Annotated in this window: 16 protein-coding genes and 2 pseudogenes; 8 read left to right on the top strand and 10 right to left on the bottom strand. The window is 70.2% G+C overall.

Annotated features, from left to right (window positions below; translation table 11 throughout):
• Together NL1_RS33255 and NL1_RS33250 are read right to left on the bottom strand one after the other, a co-directional pair.
• Window positions 1-874: ABC-F family ATP-binding cassette domain-containing protein (locus tag NL1_RS33255; RefSeq protein ID WP_156095160.1), on the bottom strand; the 874-nt coding region annotated here is incomplete at its 3' end.
• 108 nt (window positions 875-982) lie between these two features.
• A complete protein-coding gene (locus NL1_RS33250) occupies window positions 983-1,918 on the bottom strand; it encodes a 4-(cytidine 5'-diphospho)-2-C-methyl-D-erythritol kinase (RefSeq protein ID WP_067848163.1) in 936 nt (311 codons plus the stop codon).
• Window positions 1,919-2,126: 208 nt separating this feature from the next.
• Between NL1_RS33250 and NL1_RS33245 the strand changes: the two genes are divergently transcribed.
• The 3 genes from NL1_RS33245 to NL1_RS33235 are packed head-to-tail and all read left to right on the top strand — an operon-like array spanning window position 2,127 to window position 5,439.
• The gene (locus NL1_RS33245) at window positions 2,127-2,333 is read left to right on the top strand and encodes a heavy-metal-associated domain-containing protein (RefSeq protein WP_067848157.1); all 207 of its coding nucleotides are present in this window, start codon (window positions 2,127-2,129) and stop codon (window positions 2,331-2,333) included.
• Complete coding sequence (locus NL1_RS33240) at window positions 2,333-3,223, top strand: DUF8832 domain-containing protein (protein WP_067848154.1); 891 nt, start codon at window positions 2,333-2,335, stop codon at window positions 3,221-3,223. Before NL1_RS33245 ends, NL1_RS33240 begins: the two co-directional genes overlap by 1 nt.
• Window positions 3,220-5,439, top strand: coding sequence for a heavy metal translocating P-type ATPase (locus NL1_RS33235; protein ID WP_067848151.1), 2,220 nt, complete (start codon window positions 3,220-3,222; stop codon window positions 5,437-5,439). The genes NL1_RS33240 and NL1_RS33235 overlap by 4 nt, the downstream gene beginning before the upstream one ends.
• 32 nt (window positions 5,440-5,471) lie before the next feature.
• Here NL1_RS33235 and rsmA read toward each other — a convergent pair whose 3' ends face one another.
• From rsmA to NL1_RS33215, 4 genes and pseudogenes are all read right to left on the bottom strand, one after another.
• Window positions 5,472-6,353, bottom strand: coding sequence for a 16S rRNA (adenine(1518)-N(6)/adenine(1519)-N(6))-dimethyltransferase RsmA (gene rsmA / locus NL1_RS33230; RefSeq protein ID WP_067848148.1), 882 nt, complete (start codon window positions 6,351-6,353; stop codon window positions 5,472-5,474).
• A 228-nt stretch (window positions 6,354-6,581) separates the two neighbouring features.
• A pseudogene (locus tag NL1_RS40460) lies at window positions 6,582-7,747 on the bottom strand (alpha/beta fold hydrolase).
• 147 nt (window positions 7,748-7,894) lie between these two features.
• Window positions 7,895-9,022: a resuscitation-promoting factor gene (locus NL1_RS33220; protein WP_067848145.1), complete on the bottom strand. Its 1,128-nt coding sequence runs from the start codon at window positions 9,020-9,022 to the stop codon at window positions 7,895-7,897.
• 178 nt (window positions 9,023-9,200) lie between these two features.
• Window positions 9,201-10,031, bottom strand: coding sequence for a TatD family hydrolase (locus tag NL1_RS33215; RefSeq protein ID WP_067848142.1), 831 nt, complete (start codon window positions 10,029-10,031; stop codon window positions 9,201-9,203).
• A gap of 62 nt (window positions 10,032-10,093) precedes the next feature.
• Here NL1_RS33215 and metG point away from each other — a divergent pair, with 62 nt between their 5' ends.
• Window positions 10,094-11,692 carry a methionine--tRNA ligase gene (metG, locus tag NL1_RS33210; RefSeq protein WP_281180900.1) on the top strand — a complete coding sequence of 533 codons (1,599 nt, stop codon included), beginning with the start codon at window positions 10,094-10,096 and terminating at the stop codon, window positions 11,690-11,692.
• A gap of 62 nt (window positions 11,693-11,754) precedes the next feature.
• Here the strand turns inward: metG and NL1_RS33205 are convergent, their stop codons facing one another.
• Window positions 11,755-12,507, bottom strand: a complete 753-nt coding sequence (locus NL1_RS33205) for an isocitrate lyase/PEP mutase family protein (RefSeq protein ID WP_067848134.1) — start codon at window positions 12,505-12,507, stop codon at window positions 11,755-11,757.
• A 65-nt stretch (window positions 12,508-12,572) separates the two neighbouring features.
• On the opposite strand from NL1_RS33205, the pseudogene NL1_RS37995 reads away from it, so the two are divergent.
• Window positions 12,573-12,683, top strand: a pseudogene (locus NL1_RS37995) (SDR family oxidoreductase); the annotation flags it as partial.
• A 9-nt stretch (window positions 12,684-12,692) separates the two neighbouring features.
• On the opposite strand, the gene soxR reads toward NL1_RS37995, so the two are convergent.
• Window positions 12,693-13,178 carry a redox-sensitive transcriptional activator SoxR gene (soxR, locus tag NL1_RS33200; protein ID WP_067848131.1) on the bottom strand — a complete coding sequence of 162 codons (486 nt, stop codon included), beginning with the start codon at window positions 13,176-13,178 and terminating at the stop codon, window positions 12,693-12,695.
• A 124-nt stretch (window positions 13,179-13,302) separates the two neighbouring features.
• On the opposite strand from soxR, the gene arcA reads away from it, so the two are divergent.
• Together arcA and NL1_RS33190 are read left to right on the top strand one after the other, a co-directional pair.
• Window positions 13,303-14,598: an arginine deiminase gene (gene arcA / locus NL1_RS33195; protein ID WP_084511314.1), complete on the top strand. Its 1,296-nt coding sequence runs from the start codon at window positions 13,303-13,305 to the stop codon at window positions 14,596-14,598.
• A gap of 7 nt (window positions 14,599-14,605) precedes the next feature.
• Window positions 14,606-14,971: a GntR family transcriptional regulator gene (locus NL1_RS33190; RefSeq protein WP_067848125.1), complete on the top strand. Its 366-nt coding sequence runs from the start codon at window positions 14,606-14,608 to the stop codon at window positions 14,969-14,971.
• Here NL1_RS33190 and NL1_RS33185 read toward each other — a convergent pair.
• Window positions 14,968-16,566 (bottom strand): dolichyl-phosphate-mannose--protein mannosyltransferase, encoded by a 1,599-nt coding sequence (locus NL1_RS33185; protein WP_067848122.1) that lies wholly within the window; start codon window positions 16,564-16,566, stop codon window positions 14,968-14,970. The two genes, NL1_RS33190 and NL1_RS33185, sit on opposite strands and share 4 nt — an antisense overlap.
• 527 nt (window positions 16,567-17,093) lie before the next feature.
• Between NL1_RS33185 and rsmI the strand changes: the two genes are divergently transcribed.
• Window positions 17,094-17,972, top strand: coding sequence for a 16S rRNA (cytidine(1402)-2'-O)-methyltransferase (gene rsmI / locus NL1_RS33180; RefSeq protein ID WP_281180899.1), 879 nt, complete (start codon window positions 17,094-17,096; stop codon window positions 17,970-17,972).
• Window positions 17,973-18,547: 575 nt separating this feature from the next.
• On the opposite strand, the gene NL1_RS33175 is transcribed toward rsmI, so the two are convergent.
• Window positions 18,548-18,949, bottom strand: a 402-nt coding sequence (locus NL1_RS33175) for a glycosyltransferase (protein ID WP_156095159.1), incomplete at its 5' end; no start/stop codon positions are given.

Below are 18,949 nucleotides of genomic sequence, written 5' to 3'. Positions count from 1 at the left end.
CGACCCGCCCCAGGCGCTTCCGCGCGAACGCGGCCAGCGAGACGCTGTCGCGCGGCGGCGGCACGTCGGCGATCAGCGCCTCGGCGGCCTCCACCCGGTAGCGCGGTTTGGACGTGCGCGCCTGCGGCCCGCGCCGCAGCCAGGCCAGTTCCTTGCGGGCCAGATTGCGCCGCCGCGCCTCGCTGGAATCGGCCTGCCTGGCCCGTTCCGCGCGCGCGAAAACCCAGTCGCCGTAACCGCCTTCGTAGCTTTCGACCTTGCCGCCCACGACCTCCCAGGTATTGGTGGCGACGGTGTCGAGGAACCAGCGATCGTGGGTGACGACCACCAGGGCGGAGCGGCGGCTCAGCAGGTGCTCGGCCAGCCACTGCACGCCCTCGACGTCGAGGTGGTTGGTCGGCTCGTCGAGCACGAGCAGGTCGAGCTCGCGCACCAGCGCGGCGGCCAGCGCGACCCGGCGGCGCTCGCCGCCGGACAGGTTGGTCACCGGGGTGTCCATGCCGAGGCCCTGGATGCCGATGCCCTCGAGGACGGAGCGGATCCGCGGGTTCGCCGCCCATTCGTGTTCGGCGACGCCGTCGGTCATCTGATCGTCCGCGAGGCCGGCCAGCACCACGTCACCGATGGTGGCGTCCTCGGGCAGCGTCCCGCGCTGGGTGACCACGGCGAGGCGCAGCCCGCCGAGCCTGCTCACCCGGCCGCTGTCGGGCTCCTCGATACCGGTGAGAACCTCGAGCAAGGTGGTCTTGCCACCACCGTTGAGACCGACGACGCCGATGCGTTCACCCGCGTGCACGCCGAGCGAGACGTTGTCCAGGAGGGGCTTGATCCCGAAGCTCTTGGAGACCTGTTCGAGATTGATCAGGTTGGACATGAACGCTGCTAGCCCGCCTCTCCGGGTGATTTGCCGACCGTACGAGCCTACTCACCCGGCGCCGCGGGCCCACGGCCGCGTCGAGGCGGTGGAGCCGGCGCCGTGGAATCAGCGCTTGCCCGGCGTATCCACGTCGAGGATGCGCGCGCCGGGCACCGGCCCGCTCGCGGTGCGAATGCTGCGGGCGACACCCGCGCCCGCCAGTTCCGCGGCCACCGCGACGGCGGCCTCTTCGCTCTCGCAGAGGAAGGCGCAGGTGGGACCCGAGCCGGACACCAGACCGGCCAGTGCGCCCGCACCCACCCCGGCGCGCAGCGTCCGCCGCAGCTCCGGCTTCAGCGAGACCGCGGCCACCTGCAGGTCGTTGCCGAGCAGCGGAGCGAGCTGATTCGGATCGCCGGAGGCCAGCGCCTGCATCAGCTGCTGGGGTTCGCCGAGCCGCGGCGGATCGCCCAGTTCGCGCAGCCGGTCCAGCTCGGCGAAGACCGACGGCGTCGGCAGCCCGCCCTTGGCCAGCGCGAGCACCCAGTGAAAGGTGTTGCGGGACAACACGGGAAGCAGTCGTTCGCCGCGACCGGTGCCCAGCGCGGTGCCGCCGTGTAGCGCGAACGGCACGTCGCTGCCGAGTTCGGCGGCGACCGAGGCCAATTCGTCGCGGGACAGGCCGATGTCCCACAGTTCGTTGAGTCCGACCAGCGCGGCGGCCGCGTCGGCGCTGCCGCCCGCCATGCCGCCCGCTACCGGAATGCCTTTGCTGATGGTGATTTCCACCAGCGGCGCCCGGCCCGCGAGGTGCGCTAGTCGCACGGCGGCCTTCCACACCAGATTGTTGCGATCGGTGGGCACCTCGGCCGCACCCTCGCCGGTCACCCGGACCGTCAGCGCCGCCGAGGGGGCGAGCTCGAGATCGTCGCTGAGCGAGAGCGCCTGGAACACCGTGGTCAGGTCGTGGTACCCGTCCGCGCGCAGGTCGCCGACGCCGAGGTGGAGATTCACCTTCGACGGCGCGCGCACGGTGATGGGACTGGGCACTACTGACAGCACGGTGTTCAAGCCTAATAGGTGGGTCCGACAATCGCCGGGCTCGATATCCGTCATTCACCCGCCGTGATCCGTTTGGTCACAACAGCGCACCGCCGAACCGAACGAGTCCGATCGAACCACTTGCGGCCGTATACCCATAGGGGGTATGTTCGCTTTTCGTCGGAGATACCCCGGCACCGTATAATTGCAGCGAGCGAAGGAGTTGGAGATGGCCACCACCACTTACACCGTCAAGGGAATGACCTGCGGGCACTGCGTCAGCTCGGTCAAGACGGAGATCGGCAAGATCGACGGCGTCACCGGCGTCGACGTCGACCTGGCGACCGGGGCCGTGCGCGTGGACAGCGCCGCGCCGCTGGCCGACGCGGACGTGGCCGCCGCGGTCGACGAGGCGGGGTACGAGGTCTCCGTCTGATGCAGGATCGGCTGCGGTTCGCCGCGTTCGGTGGCGGGCTCGTCGTATTGCTCGGCGCCGCGCTCGGAATCGGCGCCCTGGTGGGCGATCCGTCCGATCGGGGCGTCGAGCACAGCGGTGTCGTCCGCGACGGGTCGGATCGGTCGACCGGCTTGTCGGACTCCGAATCCGGCTACACCCTCGCCGACCTGAGCGCCCCCGCGTCGCCGAACCGCGCCGGTCCCCTGCGCTTCCGCATCACCGGTCCCGACGGCGCGCCGGTCACCCGGTTCGCCATCCGGCACGACAAGCCCTTGCATCTGATCGTCGCCCGATCGGACGGGACCGAATACCGGCACGCGCACCCGGCCATGGCGGCCGACGGCGCCTGGTCGGTCGACTGGAATTGGGCAGCGCCAGGGACATACCGGGTGTTCGCCGACTTCGCACCGGAGATGGGCGACGACCTGGTGCTCAGCCACACCGTCACGGTCGCCGGGGATGCCGCAGCGCGACCGCTGCCGCCCGCCGCCGAGACCGCTGCGGTGGACGGCTACCAGGTCCGGTTGCAGCGCGACTCCGGCGACCTGCGGTTCACCGTGACCCGCGACGGCAGGCCCGTCACCGATCTCGAGCCGTACCTCGGCGCCTACGCGCACCTGGTCGGCCTGCACGCGCCGTCCCTGGCCTACCTGCACGCGCACCCGCAGGGCGAGGTCGGCCGGACGAGCCCCGGCCCGGAGGTGGCGTTCCACGTCGAGCCGCCGGTGCCTGGCCCCTACCGGTTGTATTTCGAATTCGCGCACGGCGGTTCGGTGCACACCGCCGAATTCACCCTCGAATTCGCGCCGCTCTCCACAGCGCCATCCACATCCGGCGCCGGACACCATTCGGGTGGCGAACACCGATGACGGCGACCGCGGGCCATGCCGCTCTCGAACTCGAGATCGGCGGCATGACCTGCGCGTCCTGCGCCGCGCGCATCGAAAAGAAACTGAGCAGGCTCGACGGCGTCACAGCCACGGTGAATTTCGCGACGGCGAAGGCAAAAGTTCGCTATCCACAGTCTGTTTCAGCGGAACAGCTGATCACCGCGATCGAAAATGCGGGCTACACCGCGCACCTGCCCGAACCGCCCACGACCGAAGCCGACCGGTCCCACGACGCGGCACTCGCCACATTGCGCCACCGCCTGCTCGTCAGCCTGGCGCTGGCTGTGCCGGTGCTCGCCATGGCGATGGTCCCCGCGCTGCAATTCGAGAACTGGCAATGGCTTTCGCTGACCCTGGCCGCGCCCGTGGTGTGCTGGGGCGGGTACGAATTCCATCGCGCCGCCCTGATCAACGCCAGGCACGGCACCGCGACGATGGACACGCTCATCTCGGTCGGCACCCTCGCCGCGTTCGGCTGGTCGGTGTACGCGCTGTTCTTCGGGCACGCCGGGATGGCGGGCATGAAGCACTCGTTCAGCCTCGGCATCGCCCGCACCGACGCCGCGTCCACCGTGTACTTCGAGGTGGCCGCCGGCGTGATCGTGTTCATCCTGGCCGGTCGCTACGCCGAGACGCGGGCCAAGGACCGCGCCGGCTCCGCGCTGCGCGCCCTGATCGAACTCGGCGCCAAGGAGGTCTCGGTGCTGCGCGGCGACACCGAGGTGCTCGTGCCCATCGACGCATTGCGCGTCGGCGACCGGTTCCTGGTGCGGCCCGGCGCGAAGATCGCCACCGACGGCGTTGTGGTGGAGGGCGATTCGGCCGTGGATCAGAGCCTGCTGACCGGCGAGGCGCTGCCGGTGGACGTCGGCCCCGGCGACACGGTGATCGGCGCGACGGTGAACACCGGCGGCCTGCTCACCGTGCGCGCCACCCGGGTGGGCTCCGATACCCAACTGGCCCAGATGGCGGCGCTGGTCGAGGAGGCGCAGAACGGAAAGGCACCGGTGCAGCGGCTCGCCGACCGCGTGGCCGGGGTGTTCGTGCCGATCGTCTTCGTGATCGCGGGCCTCACGCTGGCCTACTGGCTGCTGACCGGCGCGCCGACGGAGGTGGCGTGCGGCGCGGCGGTCGCGGTGCTGATCATCGCGTGCCCGTGCGCGCTCGGGCTGGCCACGCCCACCGCGCTGCTCGTCGGCACCGGGCGCGGGGCGCAACTGGGAATCCTGATCAAGGGCCCGCAGGTGCTGGAGTCGACGCGACGCATCGACACGGTGGTGCTGGACAAGACCGGGACGGTCACCACCGGTCGGATGACGCTGGTCGAGGTGATAACGGACGAGCCCGCCGACGAATTGCTTGCGATCGCAGCGGCGGTAGAGCACGGCTCCGAGCATCCCGTTGCCCGCGCGGTGGTGGCGGGGGCGCGTGAACGCGGACTGCGCCCGGCACCCGTGCAGCGGTTCACGAGTCACGGCGGTAGGGGCGTGTGCGGGCTGGTCGACGGACGGGACGTGGTGATCGGCCGCGCGGAACTGCTGGCCGAACGCGGCATTGCCCTGCCCGAGCGCCTTGCCGCGTCGAAGGAGACCGCCGAGCGCGACGGCGCGACCGCGATCGCCGTCGCCTGGGACGGCGCGGCCCGCGGCATCCTGGTGCTGGCCGACGCGATGAAACCGACGAGCGCCGACGCGGTCGCCGACCTGCGCGCCCTCGGCCTGTCCCCGGTGCTGCTCACCGGTGACAATGCGGCGACGGCCCGTTCGGTCGCCGAGCAGGCCGGCATCGATGAGGTCGTCGCCGAGGTGCTGCCCGACGACAAACTGCGCGCGATCCGCGAATTCCAGGCCCGGGGCCGGGTGGTCGCCATGGTCGGCGACGGCGTGAACGACGCCCCCGCGTTGGCCGCCGCCGACTTGGGCCTGGCCATGGGCGGCGGCACGGACGTCGCCGCGGAAGCGGGCGACATCGTGCTGGTACGCGACGACCTGCGCGCCGTCGCCACCGCGATCCGCCTGTCCCGCGCCACCCTGCGCACCATCGAGGGCAACCTGTTCTGGGCCTTCGGCTACAACGTCGCGGCCATCCCGTTGGCCGCGGCGGGCCTGCTGAATCCGATGCTCGCCGGCGCCGCCATGGCGCTGTCCAGCGTCTTCGTCGTCACGAATAGCTTGCGGCTGCGGCGTTTTCACTGACGCCCGCGGCGGTACGCACGAGGAAGCGACCGCTACTTCTGCGCGGCCAGCCGGACGAACGCCGCGGTGTCCAGGGTTTCCCCGCGCGCGGTGGGATCGATACCGGCGGCGACCAGTCGCCGTTCGGCCTCGGCGGGCGATCCTGCCCAGCCGGACAGCGCCGCGCGCAAGGTCTTCCTGCGTTGCGCGAAGGCGGCGTCGACCACCTCGAAGACGCGGCGGCGGTGCTCGTCGTCCGTCGGCCAGGGGGGCTCGGCGTAGCGCTGCACCCGCACCAGCCCCGATTCCACCCGGGGCACCGGCCAGAACACCTGGGTGCCAACCGCGCCCGCACGGCTCACCTTCCCGAAGAATCCGGCCTTCACACTGGGCACGCCGTAGATCCGGCCACCCGGCTCGGCCGCGAGACGGTCGGCCACCTCGGCCTGCACCATCACCAGTGAGGTTGTGATGCTGGGCAATTCGGCGAGCAGGTGTAGCAGCACCGGCACCGCGACGTTGTACGGCAGGTTCGCCACCAGCGCGGTCGGTGCGGCGGGCAGGTCGGCGGCGGTGACCCGCAGCGCGTCGGCGTGCACCACCGTCAGGCGGTCGGCCAGGTCCGGGGCCCGGTCGGCGACCGTCACCGGAAGATGCTCGGCAAGCACCGGATCGATCTCGACCGCGATCACCGAGTCCACCACGTCCAGCAGCGCGAGCGTCAGCGAACCGAGCCCGGGCCCCACCTCCAGCACGGTGTCGGCGCGGCCAACCCCCGCCGCCGCGACGATCCGCCGGACGGTGTTGGCATCGTGCACGAAGTTCTGCCCGAGCTGCTTGGTCGGCCGCACCCCGAAGCGCTCGGCCAACACCCGCACCTCGGCGGGCCCCAGCAGCGCGGCACTCCCCCTACCAGAAACATCGGCATCGGACACCCGAAGAACCTACCAACCCCACGCCGCGCCCCCGCCCACCCGGCAGCACTACGCAGGTCTTCCACACGCTTCGCAGCGCGTACAGGGCCTGCGAGGCGTATGTAGGCGCTGCGAGGACGGAAGCCCGGTGGGCGCGAACGGTGGAAGATCGCGAACTGCGGGTCGATGCTGGGTCGACGTGGGCTAGCTGCGCGCGGACGGAATCGAATCGGCCGTGCGGCGACTGGTTCAGCGCTGAGTGGGCGTGGACTGGATGCGGGCGAGGAACGCGTCGATGGCATCCCACATGGCCGGACTCAGCTGGGTGTGCTGACCGGTGCCGAGGACGGTCTGGGAGTCGACGTCGTTGGCGGCGAACTGGGCGATCAGGGCCGCGTGCAGCGGGGAGGGCACCACGGTGTCGGTCACGTTGACCAGCAACAGGATCGGGGCGTCGTAGCCGCGCACCGGAACGGTCAGGTAGTCGGTGTAGGCCGCGCGGATGGGCTCGGCGGACAGCGGCCTGGCCAGCAGCTGGCCGATGCCGAGACCGGCGACGCGCTCGATGATCCGGTCCAGGCACAACCCGCCGACCTCGTCGAGCACCGTCCTGCCCAGCGGCGTCAGGTATTGGTCCACGCGCACGTCCGGCCGCGCCGCGCGCACGCCCGCCAGGATGCTGACGAAGAAACTCATCGGCGCTGCGGTGTCCGACATCGTCGGAATCACGGGACCCGCCAGCGGAAGAACCTTCTCCACATCGGACTCCGGATCGACCGCGATGGTGCCGCGGAAATCGAGGTCCGGTGCGTAGGTGTCCTGGAACTGCGCGGTGCCGAGAGCGGCCTGCCCGCCCTGCGAGGCGCCGAACACGGCCAGGTGCGCGACAGCTCCGGGTGCGCGGCGCGGGCGGCCTGCACCAGATCGATGGTGGCGGTCGCCTCGGTGCGCAGTTCGAGGTACGGGTGCGGCCCGGTGTCGAAGCGCCCGAGACCGAGGTAATCGGGCGCCACGACGGCGAAGCCATGCGAGACCAGGCGTTGCAGCAGCTGGTCCTGCCTGCCCTGCATGGCAGGGAACGGCGCGCGCTCCGGTTGTGAGATTCCGCCACAGCCGGGTCCGAGCCCGCTGGAGCCGTGGTCGTAGGCGAGGATCGGCCAGCCGTTGGGCGGCGGCGTGCCCTCGGGCAGGAACAGCGCGCCGCTCGCGCGTTGCGGGGTGCCGTCGGATCCGGTCATCCAGTAGTCGACCACCGAGCCGCCGGACATGCCGTGCCAGCCGTCCGGTTGCGCGGTCACCGCGATCACCGAGCCCGGCGTCGTCGCCGCGGCGGGCGCGCTCGTTCCGGAGAGCACGGCCCCGACGACGAGTGCGGTGGCGAGCACCGAACGTCGCGCGGTGTGTAGCAATCCCATCGCGAAATTCCCTCTCGCCCCGACCGCATCGTCACGAATCCGGCCGAGTGTACAACCGCGTCGCGGGATGGAGCGGCACGATCGACCACGAAAACGACTGCGGCGCCGCCCCACCCGAGGCGCCGACGCCGCAGGACGATCCGTGGATCAGCTCAGTCCGAGCCTGCTTGTGCACGCGGGCCAGGCGCCCCAGCCCTGCCGAGCCCTGGTCACCTCGGCGATGGCGATCTGCTCCTCGCGGGTCGCCATGTCGGCGCGCGGGGCGTAACGCAGGCCGCCCTGTCGTTCCCAGGTGCTCTGGTCGAACTGGATGCCGCCGTAGTAGCCGTTGCCGGTGTTGATGGCCCAGTTGCCGTTGGACTCGCAGCGGGCCAGCGCATCCCAGATCTGACCGTCGCGCACCGGAGGCACCTCGGTGCCGGGCTTGGCGCCCTTGCGCACGGTCTTGGGCTGGGCGGGCACGGAAACCACCGAGTCGATCGGCCTGCGGTCCACTTCCTCGCCGTTGACCCTCGTCACCGCGAAGGTGACGTCGTGCACGCCGGGCACGCCGGGGTTCTCCACGACGGTGCGGCTGATGTTCAGGTCCGGGTCTTCGATGACGTTCTCCGGCGGATCCAGCGGCAACGTCTCGGTGTGGCGCTCGACCCGCTTGCGGGTCACGACGATGCGCAGGCCGTCGGCCAGCGGGGTGCTCGGCGCGGGCTCCACGGAGTCCTGCTCGATCAGCGGAATGCCCGCGGCGGAGAGGAATTCACCCACGGTCGGCGCGGCGAGCCGCACGTCGATCGGGTTGCCGATGCCGTCGAGCAGCGACACCGAGCGCGGGGTGGCGATCCGCAGCGTCGCGCCCGCCAGCGGCAGCCGCTCGTCGCGGGCGGGCCAGACGTACCGGTCGCCGGGGATGTTCAGCTGGGTCAGCGCCTCGCCCGCGGTGAGACCGGTGGTCCACACCGTCTCGGGCCTGCCGTCCACGGTCAGCGCCACCTGACGGGCCCGGTTCAGCACGATCGTCGCGCCGTCGGTGACCGCGGAGCCGCGGCCGGGGCGGACCAGGTCGCGGTCGGTCAGGTCGAACCCGGCGGCCCGCAGCACGCCGTCGACGTTGCGGGACATGGTGGTCAGGATCGCTTGCTCGCCGTCCACGACGACCGTCACCGTCTTGCGGTTCACGATCGCCAGCGAGGCGCCGACGATCAGCGTCAGCAGCAGCGCCGCGACGGCCGCGTATAGCAGCGGCGACCGGGACTGGTTGATCCTCGTGAAGGGCGACATGGTCACAGTACGATAACGAAGCGATCAGCCCCCGACAACCGCGTCTTCGCCAGCTGCGGGATCGCGAATCACGGAACGGTATCGACACCGCAGGTAGATAACAACCCTCGAGACCCGAAGTGACCTGGGCCACACAACGGGTTTCCAGTCCCCTTACGCGGGGTACGCCCGCGCGCCGTCAGATGCCGTAGACGCGCCGGGCGTTCGCGGTGGTGATCTCGGCCAGTTCGCGCGGATCCTGCTCGCGCAGTTCGGCGAGCGCGCGCACCGTGTACGGCAGGCAGTACGACTCGTTCGGCGCACCGCGGAACGGGTGCGGCGTCAGATACGGCGCGTCGGTCTCCACCAGAATCTGCTCGTCCGGCACCACCTTGGCGGCCTCGCGCAGCTCGTGGGCGTTCTTGAAGCTGACCGTTCCGGAGAAACTCAGCACATAGCCCTCGGCGACGCAGGACAGCGCCATGTTGGCGTCCGAGGAGAAGCAGTGGAAGATCACCGTCGGCGGCGCGCCCTCGTCCAGCAGCACGGTCAGCAGGTCGTGGTCGGCCTCGCGGTTGTGGATCATGAGCGGCTTGCGTACCCGCTTGGCCAACTCGATGTGCCAGCGGAAACCCTCGACCTGGGTCTCGATATCGGCGCAGCCGTCGAGCTTGCCCGGCCAGTAGTAGTCCAGGCCCGTCTCACCGATCGCGACGACCCTCGGGTCCACCGCCAGCCGCTCCAACTCCGCCTTCGCGGCGTCGTCCAACGCGTTGGCCCTGGTGGGGTGCAGCGCGACCGCGGCGTAGACGCGCGGATCCCAATGCGCCGCCCGCACGGCCCACTGGGCCGCGGCCAGATCGTCGGCGACCGTGACCACCTTGCCTACGCCGACCGATGCGGCGCGGTCCACGATGGCGGCGGTGGACTCGGCATCGGTGGCGCCGCAGGCGTCCAGGTGGGTGTGCGCGTCCACCAGCGGCGCGAGCGGCTCGGGCAGATCGGGCGCGGGGCGACGGCCGCTGCTCACGACTGCGCTCCGCCTGCGCTCGGCCGCGTCGTGCGCTGGCCGGGTCCTGCGGGGATATTCACGTGAGCGACGGAAAGCACGCGCATTACAGTAGACACACCATGAGCGCAGCTGAACGCCCCGCCTTCTACATCACAACGGCCATCGCCTACCCGAACGGTGCGCCGCACATCGGCCATGCCTACGAGTACATCTCGTCGGACGCCATCGCCCGGTTCAAGCGACTCGACGGCTACGACGTGTTCTTCATGACCGGCACCGACGAGCACGGCCAGAAGATGCAGCAGGCCGCCGCCGCCGAAGGCATCCCGGTGGAAGAGCTCGCCGCGCGCAACTCCGATGTCTTCGAGCAGCTGGACAAGACGCTCGACGTCTCCTACGACCGGTTCATCCGCACCACCGATGCCGACCACCAGACGGCCAGCATCGCGATCTGGGAGCGGATGCTCGCCAACGGCGACATCTACCTGGACAACTACTCGGGCTGGTACTCGGTGCGCGACGAGGCGTTCTACACCGAGGAGGAGACGACGGCGCTCGACGACGGCAGCCGCATCTCCACCGAGACCAAGACGCCGGTGGAGTGGACCGAGGAGTCCAACTACTTCTTCCGGCTGTCGAAGTACCAGGACCGGCTGCTCGCGCTCTACGAGGAGCACCCCGAATTCATCGCGCCCGCAACGCGGCGCAACGAGATCGTCAGCTACGTGAAGGCGGGCCTGAAGGATCTGTCCATCTCGCGCACCACCTTCGACTGGGGCGTGCCGGTGCCGGATCACCCCGATCACGTGATGTACGTCTGGGTGGACGCGCTCACCAACTACCTGACCGGCGTCGGCTTCCCGGACACCGAATCCGCTGCATTCCAGAAGTTCTGGCCCGCCGACCTGCACATCATCGGCAAGGACATCACCCGCTTCCACACGGTGTACTGGCCCGCGTTCCTGATGTCGGCCGGAGTGGAGCTGCCGAAACGCGTGTTCGTGCACGGCTTCCTATACAACAAGGGCGAGAAGATGTCGAAGTCGGTCGGCAATGTGGTCGACCCGCTCGAGCTCGTCGACGAATACGGCGTCGACGCGGTGCGCTTCTTCCTGCTGCGCGAGATCTCCTACGGGCAGGACGGCAGCTACAGCCACGAGGCCATCGTCGGCCGGATCAACAGCGATCTGGCCAACGAGTTCGGCAACCTGGTGCAGCGCAGCCTGACGATGGTGAACAAGAACTGCGATGCCGCCGTGCCGACGCCGGGCGAGTTCACCGCGGAGGACCTGGCGCTGCTCGACCGCGCGAACGGTCTGCTGGAACGCTGCCGCGCCGAATACGACGCCCAGCAGATGCATCTCGCGCTCGAAGCGATCTGGCTGACCCTCGGCGAGACCAACAAGTACTTCTCGGCCCAGGCGCCGTGGGCGCTGCGCAAGTCGGGCACCGAGGAAGATCTCGCCCGCATGGCGACGGTGCTGTACGTGACGCTCGAGGTGGTCCGCATCGTCGCGATCCTGGTGCAGCCGGTGCTGCCCGGGTCCGCCGCCAAGATCCTCGATCTGCTCGCCCAGCAGGGCCGTACCTTCGCCGATCTCGCGACGCCGCTCGCGCCGGGCGTGCCGCTGCCCGCGCCGGAGCCGGTGTACCCGCGTTACCTGGAGAAGAAGGACTGACGAACCCGCAAGCGGCACGGTGATTCGCGAACGAACCGCCGTGCCGCTCACGGGTTTTCGCGTCACTTCCAGCGATCGAGCAACCGGTTGGCCTCGGTCGCCAGCGCGAACTGGAGGTAGGGGCCGAAGCTGATCCGCGCCACGCCCTGGGCGGCGAGTTCCGCGCGGTCCGACTTGTCCGGCAGACCGATCGCGTTGACCGGCAGCGGCAGTTCCGAGGTCAGCCTGCGCATGTCCGCGTCGGAGTGCCGCCCGACCGGGTACAGCACGTCGGCGCCCGCGGAGGCGGCCAGCGTCAGACGGGCGATGGCCCGGTCCAGGCGATCGGCTTCGTCGCCGACCTGCCGGATGAACAGATCCGTTCGGGCGTTGACCACGACGTGCACCCCTGCCGCGTCGGCGAATTCGCGCAGCCCGTGCACGAAGTCGGCGTGCTCCTGGTCGCCGCGCAGCCGCCCGCCCTCGCTGTGCACGGTGTCCTCGATGTTCAGGCCGACCGCGCCCACGTCGAGCAGGCCCTCGATCAGCTGTGCGGGCTCGAGCCCGTATCCGGCTTCGATGTCCACGGAGATCGGCACGTCCACCGCGTCGGTGATCTGCCGGACCCGAGTCAGCAGCTCGGCGAAGGTCATGCCCTCGTTGTCGCTGCGCCCGATCGAGTCCGCGACCGGGTGACTACCCAACGTGAGTGCCGAAAATCCCGCGGCGACAGCGAGATTCGCCGACCAGGCGTCCCACACGGTGGGCAGGACGACCGGATTGCCCGGACGGTGCAGCGCGAGCAGTTCCTTGGCCTTGCTTTCCAAAGTGGTCATACACCGATCATGGACCCCGCCCCGGCTCGCCGCAGCGTGACACACCCCATTCCGGCGGCGCGCGCCTGATGGGGCCGATCCACGTCATCGAGAGCTTCGTGCCCGCCATGGTGCGCGCGAGCCGCGGCGGCGCCCTGGTGAACGTGTCCTCGGCGGCCGGGCTGCTCGCCGGGCCAGTGCCCGGTTCAGCACGCTGCCGGTTTCGTCGGGCAGTTGAGGTGCGTGTCGAGCACCCTGGCGCCGGGCCCCTCGTCGCCGAGCCGGTCGCGCTCGTTGACGAGTTTGCAGCTGCCGAGTGAGAGGCAGCCGCAGCCGATGCAGCCGGTGAGGTTGTCGCGCAGGCGGATCAGCTGACTGATGCGATCGTCGAGATCCTCCCGCCATGTGGTGGAGAGGGTCTCCCAGTCGCGGCGGGTCGGGGTGCGGCTCTCGGGGAGTTTGTCCAGCGCCTCCCGGATTTCACTGAGCGGTATGCCGACCCGCTGCGAGATACGGATGAACGCCACCCGCCGCAGCGTCTCACGGGTGTATCTGCGCTGATTCCCGCTGGTGCGACGGCTGGTGATGAGCCCTTCGCGCTCGTAGAAATGCAACGCGGAGACGGCCACTCCGCTACGCTCGGACAGCTGCCCGGGGGTCAGTTCCTTAGCTCGCCAATCGGCTGTCGACATCACGCTCCTCCATTCACCTGAACAATACTTCAGGTTAGGATGTCCTGGGGACGAATTCGGGCTCCCGCGGCATTGGGTGGCCGATTTCCGTCCTGTTACGACGATCGCGAACTACGGTCGGAGGATGGGAGCAGACGCTGTGCCCGTCGATCACGAAAAGGACCGGCGAGGGGGCGTGACCGACCGCGCCGACGAACCGCGATACGGGGTGACTTCCGAGGTCGGAGCCCTACGCACCGTGTTGTTGCATCGGCCAGGCGCCGAACTGCGCAGGCTCACCCCACGCAACAACGATCAGCTGCTGTTCGACGGCATTCCCTGGGTGGAGCGGGCCCAGCAGGAGCACGACACCTTCGCCGACGTGCTGCAGAGCCGCGGTGTCGAGGTGCTGCTGCTCTCGGATCTGCTCGCCGAGACCATCGCGGCCAGCGGCGCGGCGCGGATCCAGGGCATCTCGGCGGCCGTCGACGCCCGCAGGCTCGGCCACGCGCTGGCCGACGAGCTGGCCGCCTATCTGCGCGGGGTGCCCGCCGAGCAGCTGGCCGAAATCCTGATGGCGGGCATGACCTTCGACGAGCTGCCGTTCGGCCCCGACGCCGCCTCCCTGGTGCGGCGGATGCACCACGGCGCCGATTTCGTCATCGACCCGCTGCCCAACCTGCTGTTCACCAGGGACTCCTCGTTCTGGGTCGGCCCGCGCGTGGCGATCACCTCGCTCGCCCTGCCCGCCCGGATGCGCGAGACCTCGCTGACCGATCTCATCTACGCCTTCCACCCGCGCTTCCTCGGGGTGCGGCGGGCCTACGAATCCCACACCGCGCCGATCGAAGGCGGCGACGTGCTGCTGCTCGCACCCGGCGTGGTCGCCGTCGGCGTCGGCGAGCGGACCACGCCGGCCGGGGCGGAAGCGTTGGCGCGCAGCCTGTTCGACGACGGCCTCGCGCACACCGTGCTGGTCATCCCGATCGCGCAGACGCGCGCGACCATGCACCTGGACACGGTGTGCACCATGGTCGACACCGACGCCGTGGTGATGTACCCGGCCATCCGAGACGAGCTGCGCGCGTTCACGATTCACCGCGAGGGCGACTACGCGGTCCGCGAGGGCGGCGGCGGGGTGACGATGCGCGGACCCGATCCGTTCCTGCCCGCGGCGGCCGAGGCGATGGGCATCGGCAAGCTGCGGGTGATCGACACCGGACTCGACGGCGTCACCGCCGAGCGCGAGCAGTGGGACGACGGCAACAACACCCTCGCCGTGGCCCCCGGCGTCGTGATCGCCTACGAACGCAACGAGATGACCAACGCGCGGCTGCGGGACGCGGGCATCGAGGTGCTGCCGATTCCGGGCTCGGAGCTGGGCTCGGGGCGCGGCGGCCCGCGGTGCCTGTCGTGTCCGCTGGCCAGGGACGACGTGTGAGCCGCCCATGTTCACTGTCACGATCAGCCACGATTCGCCCGTCCCGCCGTACGAGCAGCTGCGGCTGGCGGTGATCGCGCAGGTGCGCTCCGGCGAACTGACCGCGGGCACCAAGATTCCCACCGTGCGCGCACTCGCCGCCCAGCTGAGCCTGGCCCCCAACACCGTCGCGCGCGCCTATCGCGAACTGGAGGCCGACGGGGTACTGGAGACCAGGGGCAGGCAGGGTTCGTTCATCGCGTCCTCCGGCGACCCCACCCGCGACGCGGCCGGACGCGCCGCGACCGCGTACGTGGCGGCCATCAGGAGGCTCGGCCTGGACGACGAAATCGCCCTGCGCTACGTGAAATCCGCGCTGGAAACGGGGTACTAACGCCAGCTCGGCAGCCAGAGGTGGTCGTGCCAGTTGCCCGGCGTGATCGGCAGCGCGGTCAGAATCGGCCAGAGCCAGATGAAGTTCGCGACCACCAGGCCGAGATAGAGGCAGACCGCGAGCAGGCCGAGGCTGTGCCGTTCGCTGGGGGCGACGGGCAGGAAGGTGCCCAGCGGACTGCGCGGTATCGGCGTCGCGCGAGCCGTGCCCATGACGTCGCCGAGCGCCAGTGCCAGACCCATCATCAGGAACGGGGCGAGCGGCACGGCGTAGAAGTAGTACATCTGCCGGTCCAGGGTCAGGAACCAGGGCAGCAGCGCCGCGCCGTACCCGGTCAGCAAGGCGGCGTAGCGCCAGTCGCGCCGGACCACGCTGCGCCACAGCATCCAGGCGAGCACCGGGAGGGCGACCCACCAGATCGCCGGGGTGCCGATGAGCATCACGGCTTTGACGCACTGCGCCTGCCCGCAGCCGGTGACGTTGCTGTCGGCGTAGTAGTACAGCATCGGCCGCAGACCCATCGGCCAAGTCCACGGCTTGGACTCCCACGGATGGTGGTTGCCCGCCGAATTGGTCAGGCCCTCGTGGAAATGCAGCGACTCACCGCTGTAGAACCACAGCGAGCGGAGCGCGTCGGGCAGGAACGACCACGGGCCCCCCGTCCCCACCTGATTGCCGACCGAGTACCGGTACACGCCGGTCTCGCTCACGAACCAGGCCCAGTAGGTGGCCAGATACACCCCGATCGGGATCAGCACGAGCGCGTAGAGCGCGGGGCCCACATCGCGCAGCGCCGTGCCGAGCCAGGGCTTGCGCACCCCGTACGCGCGGCGCGCGGCCACATCGAAGCAGACGCTGAGGATGCCGAACGCGGCGATGAAATAGAGGCCGGACCACTTGGTGCCGCACGCAAGTCCGAGCAGCACGCCCGCGCCGAAACGCCACCAGCGCACGCCGAGTCGCGGACCCCATGGCGTCGCGCCGATGCGGCCTTCGATGTCGACCCGCGCCATTCTGGCTCGCACGTCGTCCCGGTCCAGCACCAGGCAGCCGAAGGCCGCGGTGATGAACAGCGCCATGAAGATGTCGAGCATGCCGATGCGGGAGGAGACGAAGATCAGCCCGTCGGCGATCATCAGGATGCCCGCGATCGCGCCGATCAGCGTCGATCTGGCCAGCCTGCGCGCTATCCGAATCACCAGCAGCACCAATACGGTGCCTGCGAGCGCCGCGGTGAACCGCCAGCCCCAGCCGTTGTAGCCGAACAGGAACTCGCCGATGGCGATCATCTGCTTGCCGACCGGCGGATGCACCACGAGCCCGTAGCCGGGGTTGTCCTCCACCCCGCCGCCGGTGAGCATCTGCCAGGCCTGCGGCGCGTAGTGCTTCTCGTCGAAGACCGGGGTGCCCGCGTCGGTCGGATAGTTCAGCATGGTGAACCGGGTGACCGCCGCGATCGCGGTCAGAAAGGCGGTGACCAGCCAGCCGCGCAGCGTGTCGGTGGGCCCGAAATCGGGCGACGGCCGAAGCGGCGCGGGGCTCGACCAGGTGGGCACGGCCCCGGGTACGGTCGCGCGGGAGGTCACCTGGGTCACGCCCCGATCGTATTAGGTACAGGCCCCCAGGTCCCGCATCGGTGACCCGGACACCGCCCGAATCACACCTCCCGCCGCATCGGATCGACGACGAGGATCGCAGACCGAAATCCTCGGAAACCGGTCGGTACGTGTGCGAACCACCGCGGCCCTGCGCGAGCTGCGAGGGACTGCGTCCGACAACGCCCACTAGACGTGCCGCCGCCTCCGCCGCGGCCATACGCGGGCCGACGACGGATCACGGACCGGCAGCGCCCACCAGGCAGGCATACCCTCCGCCCCCACTGCAGCTGCGCACCAGCCGACGACAGACCACGAACCGGCAGCGCCACAAGGCCGGACCACCGCCACCGCTGTGGCCATACACAGGCCGACGACGGATCACGGACCGGCAGCGGCAACTTGGCAGGCATACCCTCCGCCCGGCTACGGCCATGCGCCGAGCTGTCGAAGGACTCCGTCCATCCGCGCCGACTAGGCTGCTCGTGGTCCGGTGTTTGCCGGGCGTCGAGCGAGACGGGAGTGCGGTGGCAGACCAGTCGACAGCGGGGGACTGCGCGGTCCGGGCATCGGAAGCGAGCGGGAAACTGGTGCTCGCGGCGACGCCGATGGGCGATATCGGTGACGCGTCCCAGCGCCTGCGCGACGCGCTCGCATCCGCCGACGTGGTCGCCGCCGAGGACACCCGCCGCACCCGCGCGCTGGCCAAGGCGCTCGGCGTCGAGATCACCGGGCGGGTGGTGAGCTTCTACGACCACGTCGAAACCGCCCGGATTCCGGCGCTGCTCGGCGAGATCGAGGCCGGGCGCACGGTCCTGCTCGTCACCGACGCGGGGATGCCCTCGGTGAGCGACCCCGGCTATCGGATGGTCGCGGCGTGCGTCGAACGCGATCTGGCCGTCACCTGTCTGCCGGGTCCGTCGGCCGTCACCACCGCGCTCGCCCTGTCCGCTCTGCCGGTGGAGCGCTTCTGTTTCGACGGCTTCCCGCCGCGAAAGTCCGGGCCGCGCAAGGAATGGCTGCGCAGCTTGCGCGCGGAACCGCGCGCCTGCGTCTTCTTCGAGGCGCCGCACCGGCTCGCCGAGTGCCTCGACGACGCCGTGGAGGTGCTCGGCCCCGACCGCCGCGCCGCCGTCTGCCGCGAACTCACCAAGACCTACGAGCAGGTCGTGCGCGGCACGCTGGCCGAACTCGCCACCTGGGCCGCCGACAGCGCCCGCGGCGAGATCACCGTCGTGCTGGAGGGCGCCCAGCCCAAGGCCACCGACCCGGCCGACCTCGTCGCCGAGGTCGAAGCACTCACCGCCCAAGGCCTGCGCCTCAAGGACGCCTGCGCCCACATCGCAGGCGCCAACAACGTCTCCCGCCGCGAACTCTACGACGCCGTCCTCGCCGCCCGCACCTAGCGCACCGAGCACACCAACCCTCTACGAGAGCCGCTGCCACACACCGTTCACACGCCCCACATAGGCACCGCCTGTGTGCCAAGTACCAAACCCCTGTGGCACCCGGCAGATCCTCGCAGAGCGCTCACACGCCTCGCAGCAGCTGCAACCCCTGCGAGGCGTACCAAACCTCTGCGAGGACTCTCGGCCAGTACGCCTCCCACACAGCGTTCGCACGCGCCACATAGGCACCGCCTGTGTGCGGAGTACCGACCCTGTGTGGGACGGCCGAAAGGGAGGCGTACGAATCCTCTTCGAGGACTTCTCAATCGGTACGCCTCTCACACAGCGTTCGTACGCGTCACGTAGGCAGAGCCTTGCCGAGTGCCAAACCCCTGTGGCACCCGACGGATCCTCGCAGGGCCTCCACACGCCTCGCAGCAGCTGCACCCCTGCGAGGAGTACCAAACCTCTGCGAGGACTCCCCAACCAGTACACGTCCCGCACGGCGTCCGTACGCGTCACGTAGGCAGCGCCTGTGTGCGGAGTATGGGGCTTGTGTGGGACGCCTAGGTGTGCGGTCGGGGCGGAGGATTTCAGCGGCCGAGGACGGCGAGCATGCCGGCGACGGCGCGGGGCCAGGTGAATTGTTCGGCGCGGGTGCGGGCGGCGCGGCGGCGGCCGACGGCGGGCATCGCGAGGACGTCGGTGACCGCTTCGGCGAAAGCGGTGGGGTGGTCGGCGGCGACGGCGCCGCAGTCGGCGGTGACGATGTCGGCGAGCGCCGAGGAGCGGCTTGCGACCACGGGGGTGCCCGCGGCCAGTGCTTCCAGCGCGGCGAGGCCGAAGGTCTCGTGCGGGCCAGGCGCCAGCGAGACGTCCGCGGTGGCAAGCAGTTTGGCGACCATCGCGCGGTCGGTGATGAAGCCGGTGAAGTGCACCGCGGGCTGGCCGTCCGGCAGCGGCGGCAGCGCGCGGGCGCGCCGTTCCAGCGCGTC

This window comes from Nocardia lijiangensis NBRC 108240 (assembly GCF_001613045.1).
Lineage (GTDB): Bacteria > Actinomycetota > Actinomycetes > Mycobacteriales > Mycobacteriaceae > Nocardia > Nocardia lijiangensis.
Note: the sequence above shows the minus strand (reverse complement) of the source record. Positions and strands in the feature narration are given on the sequence as shown.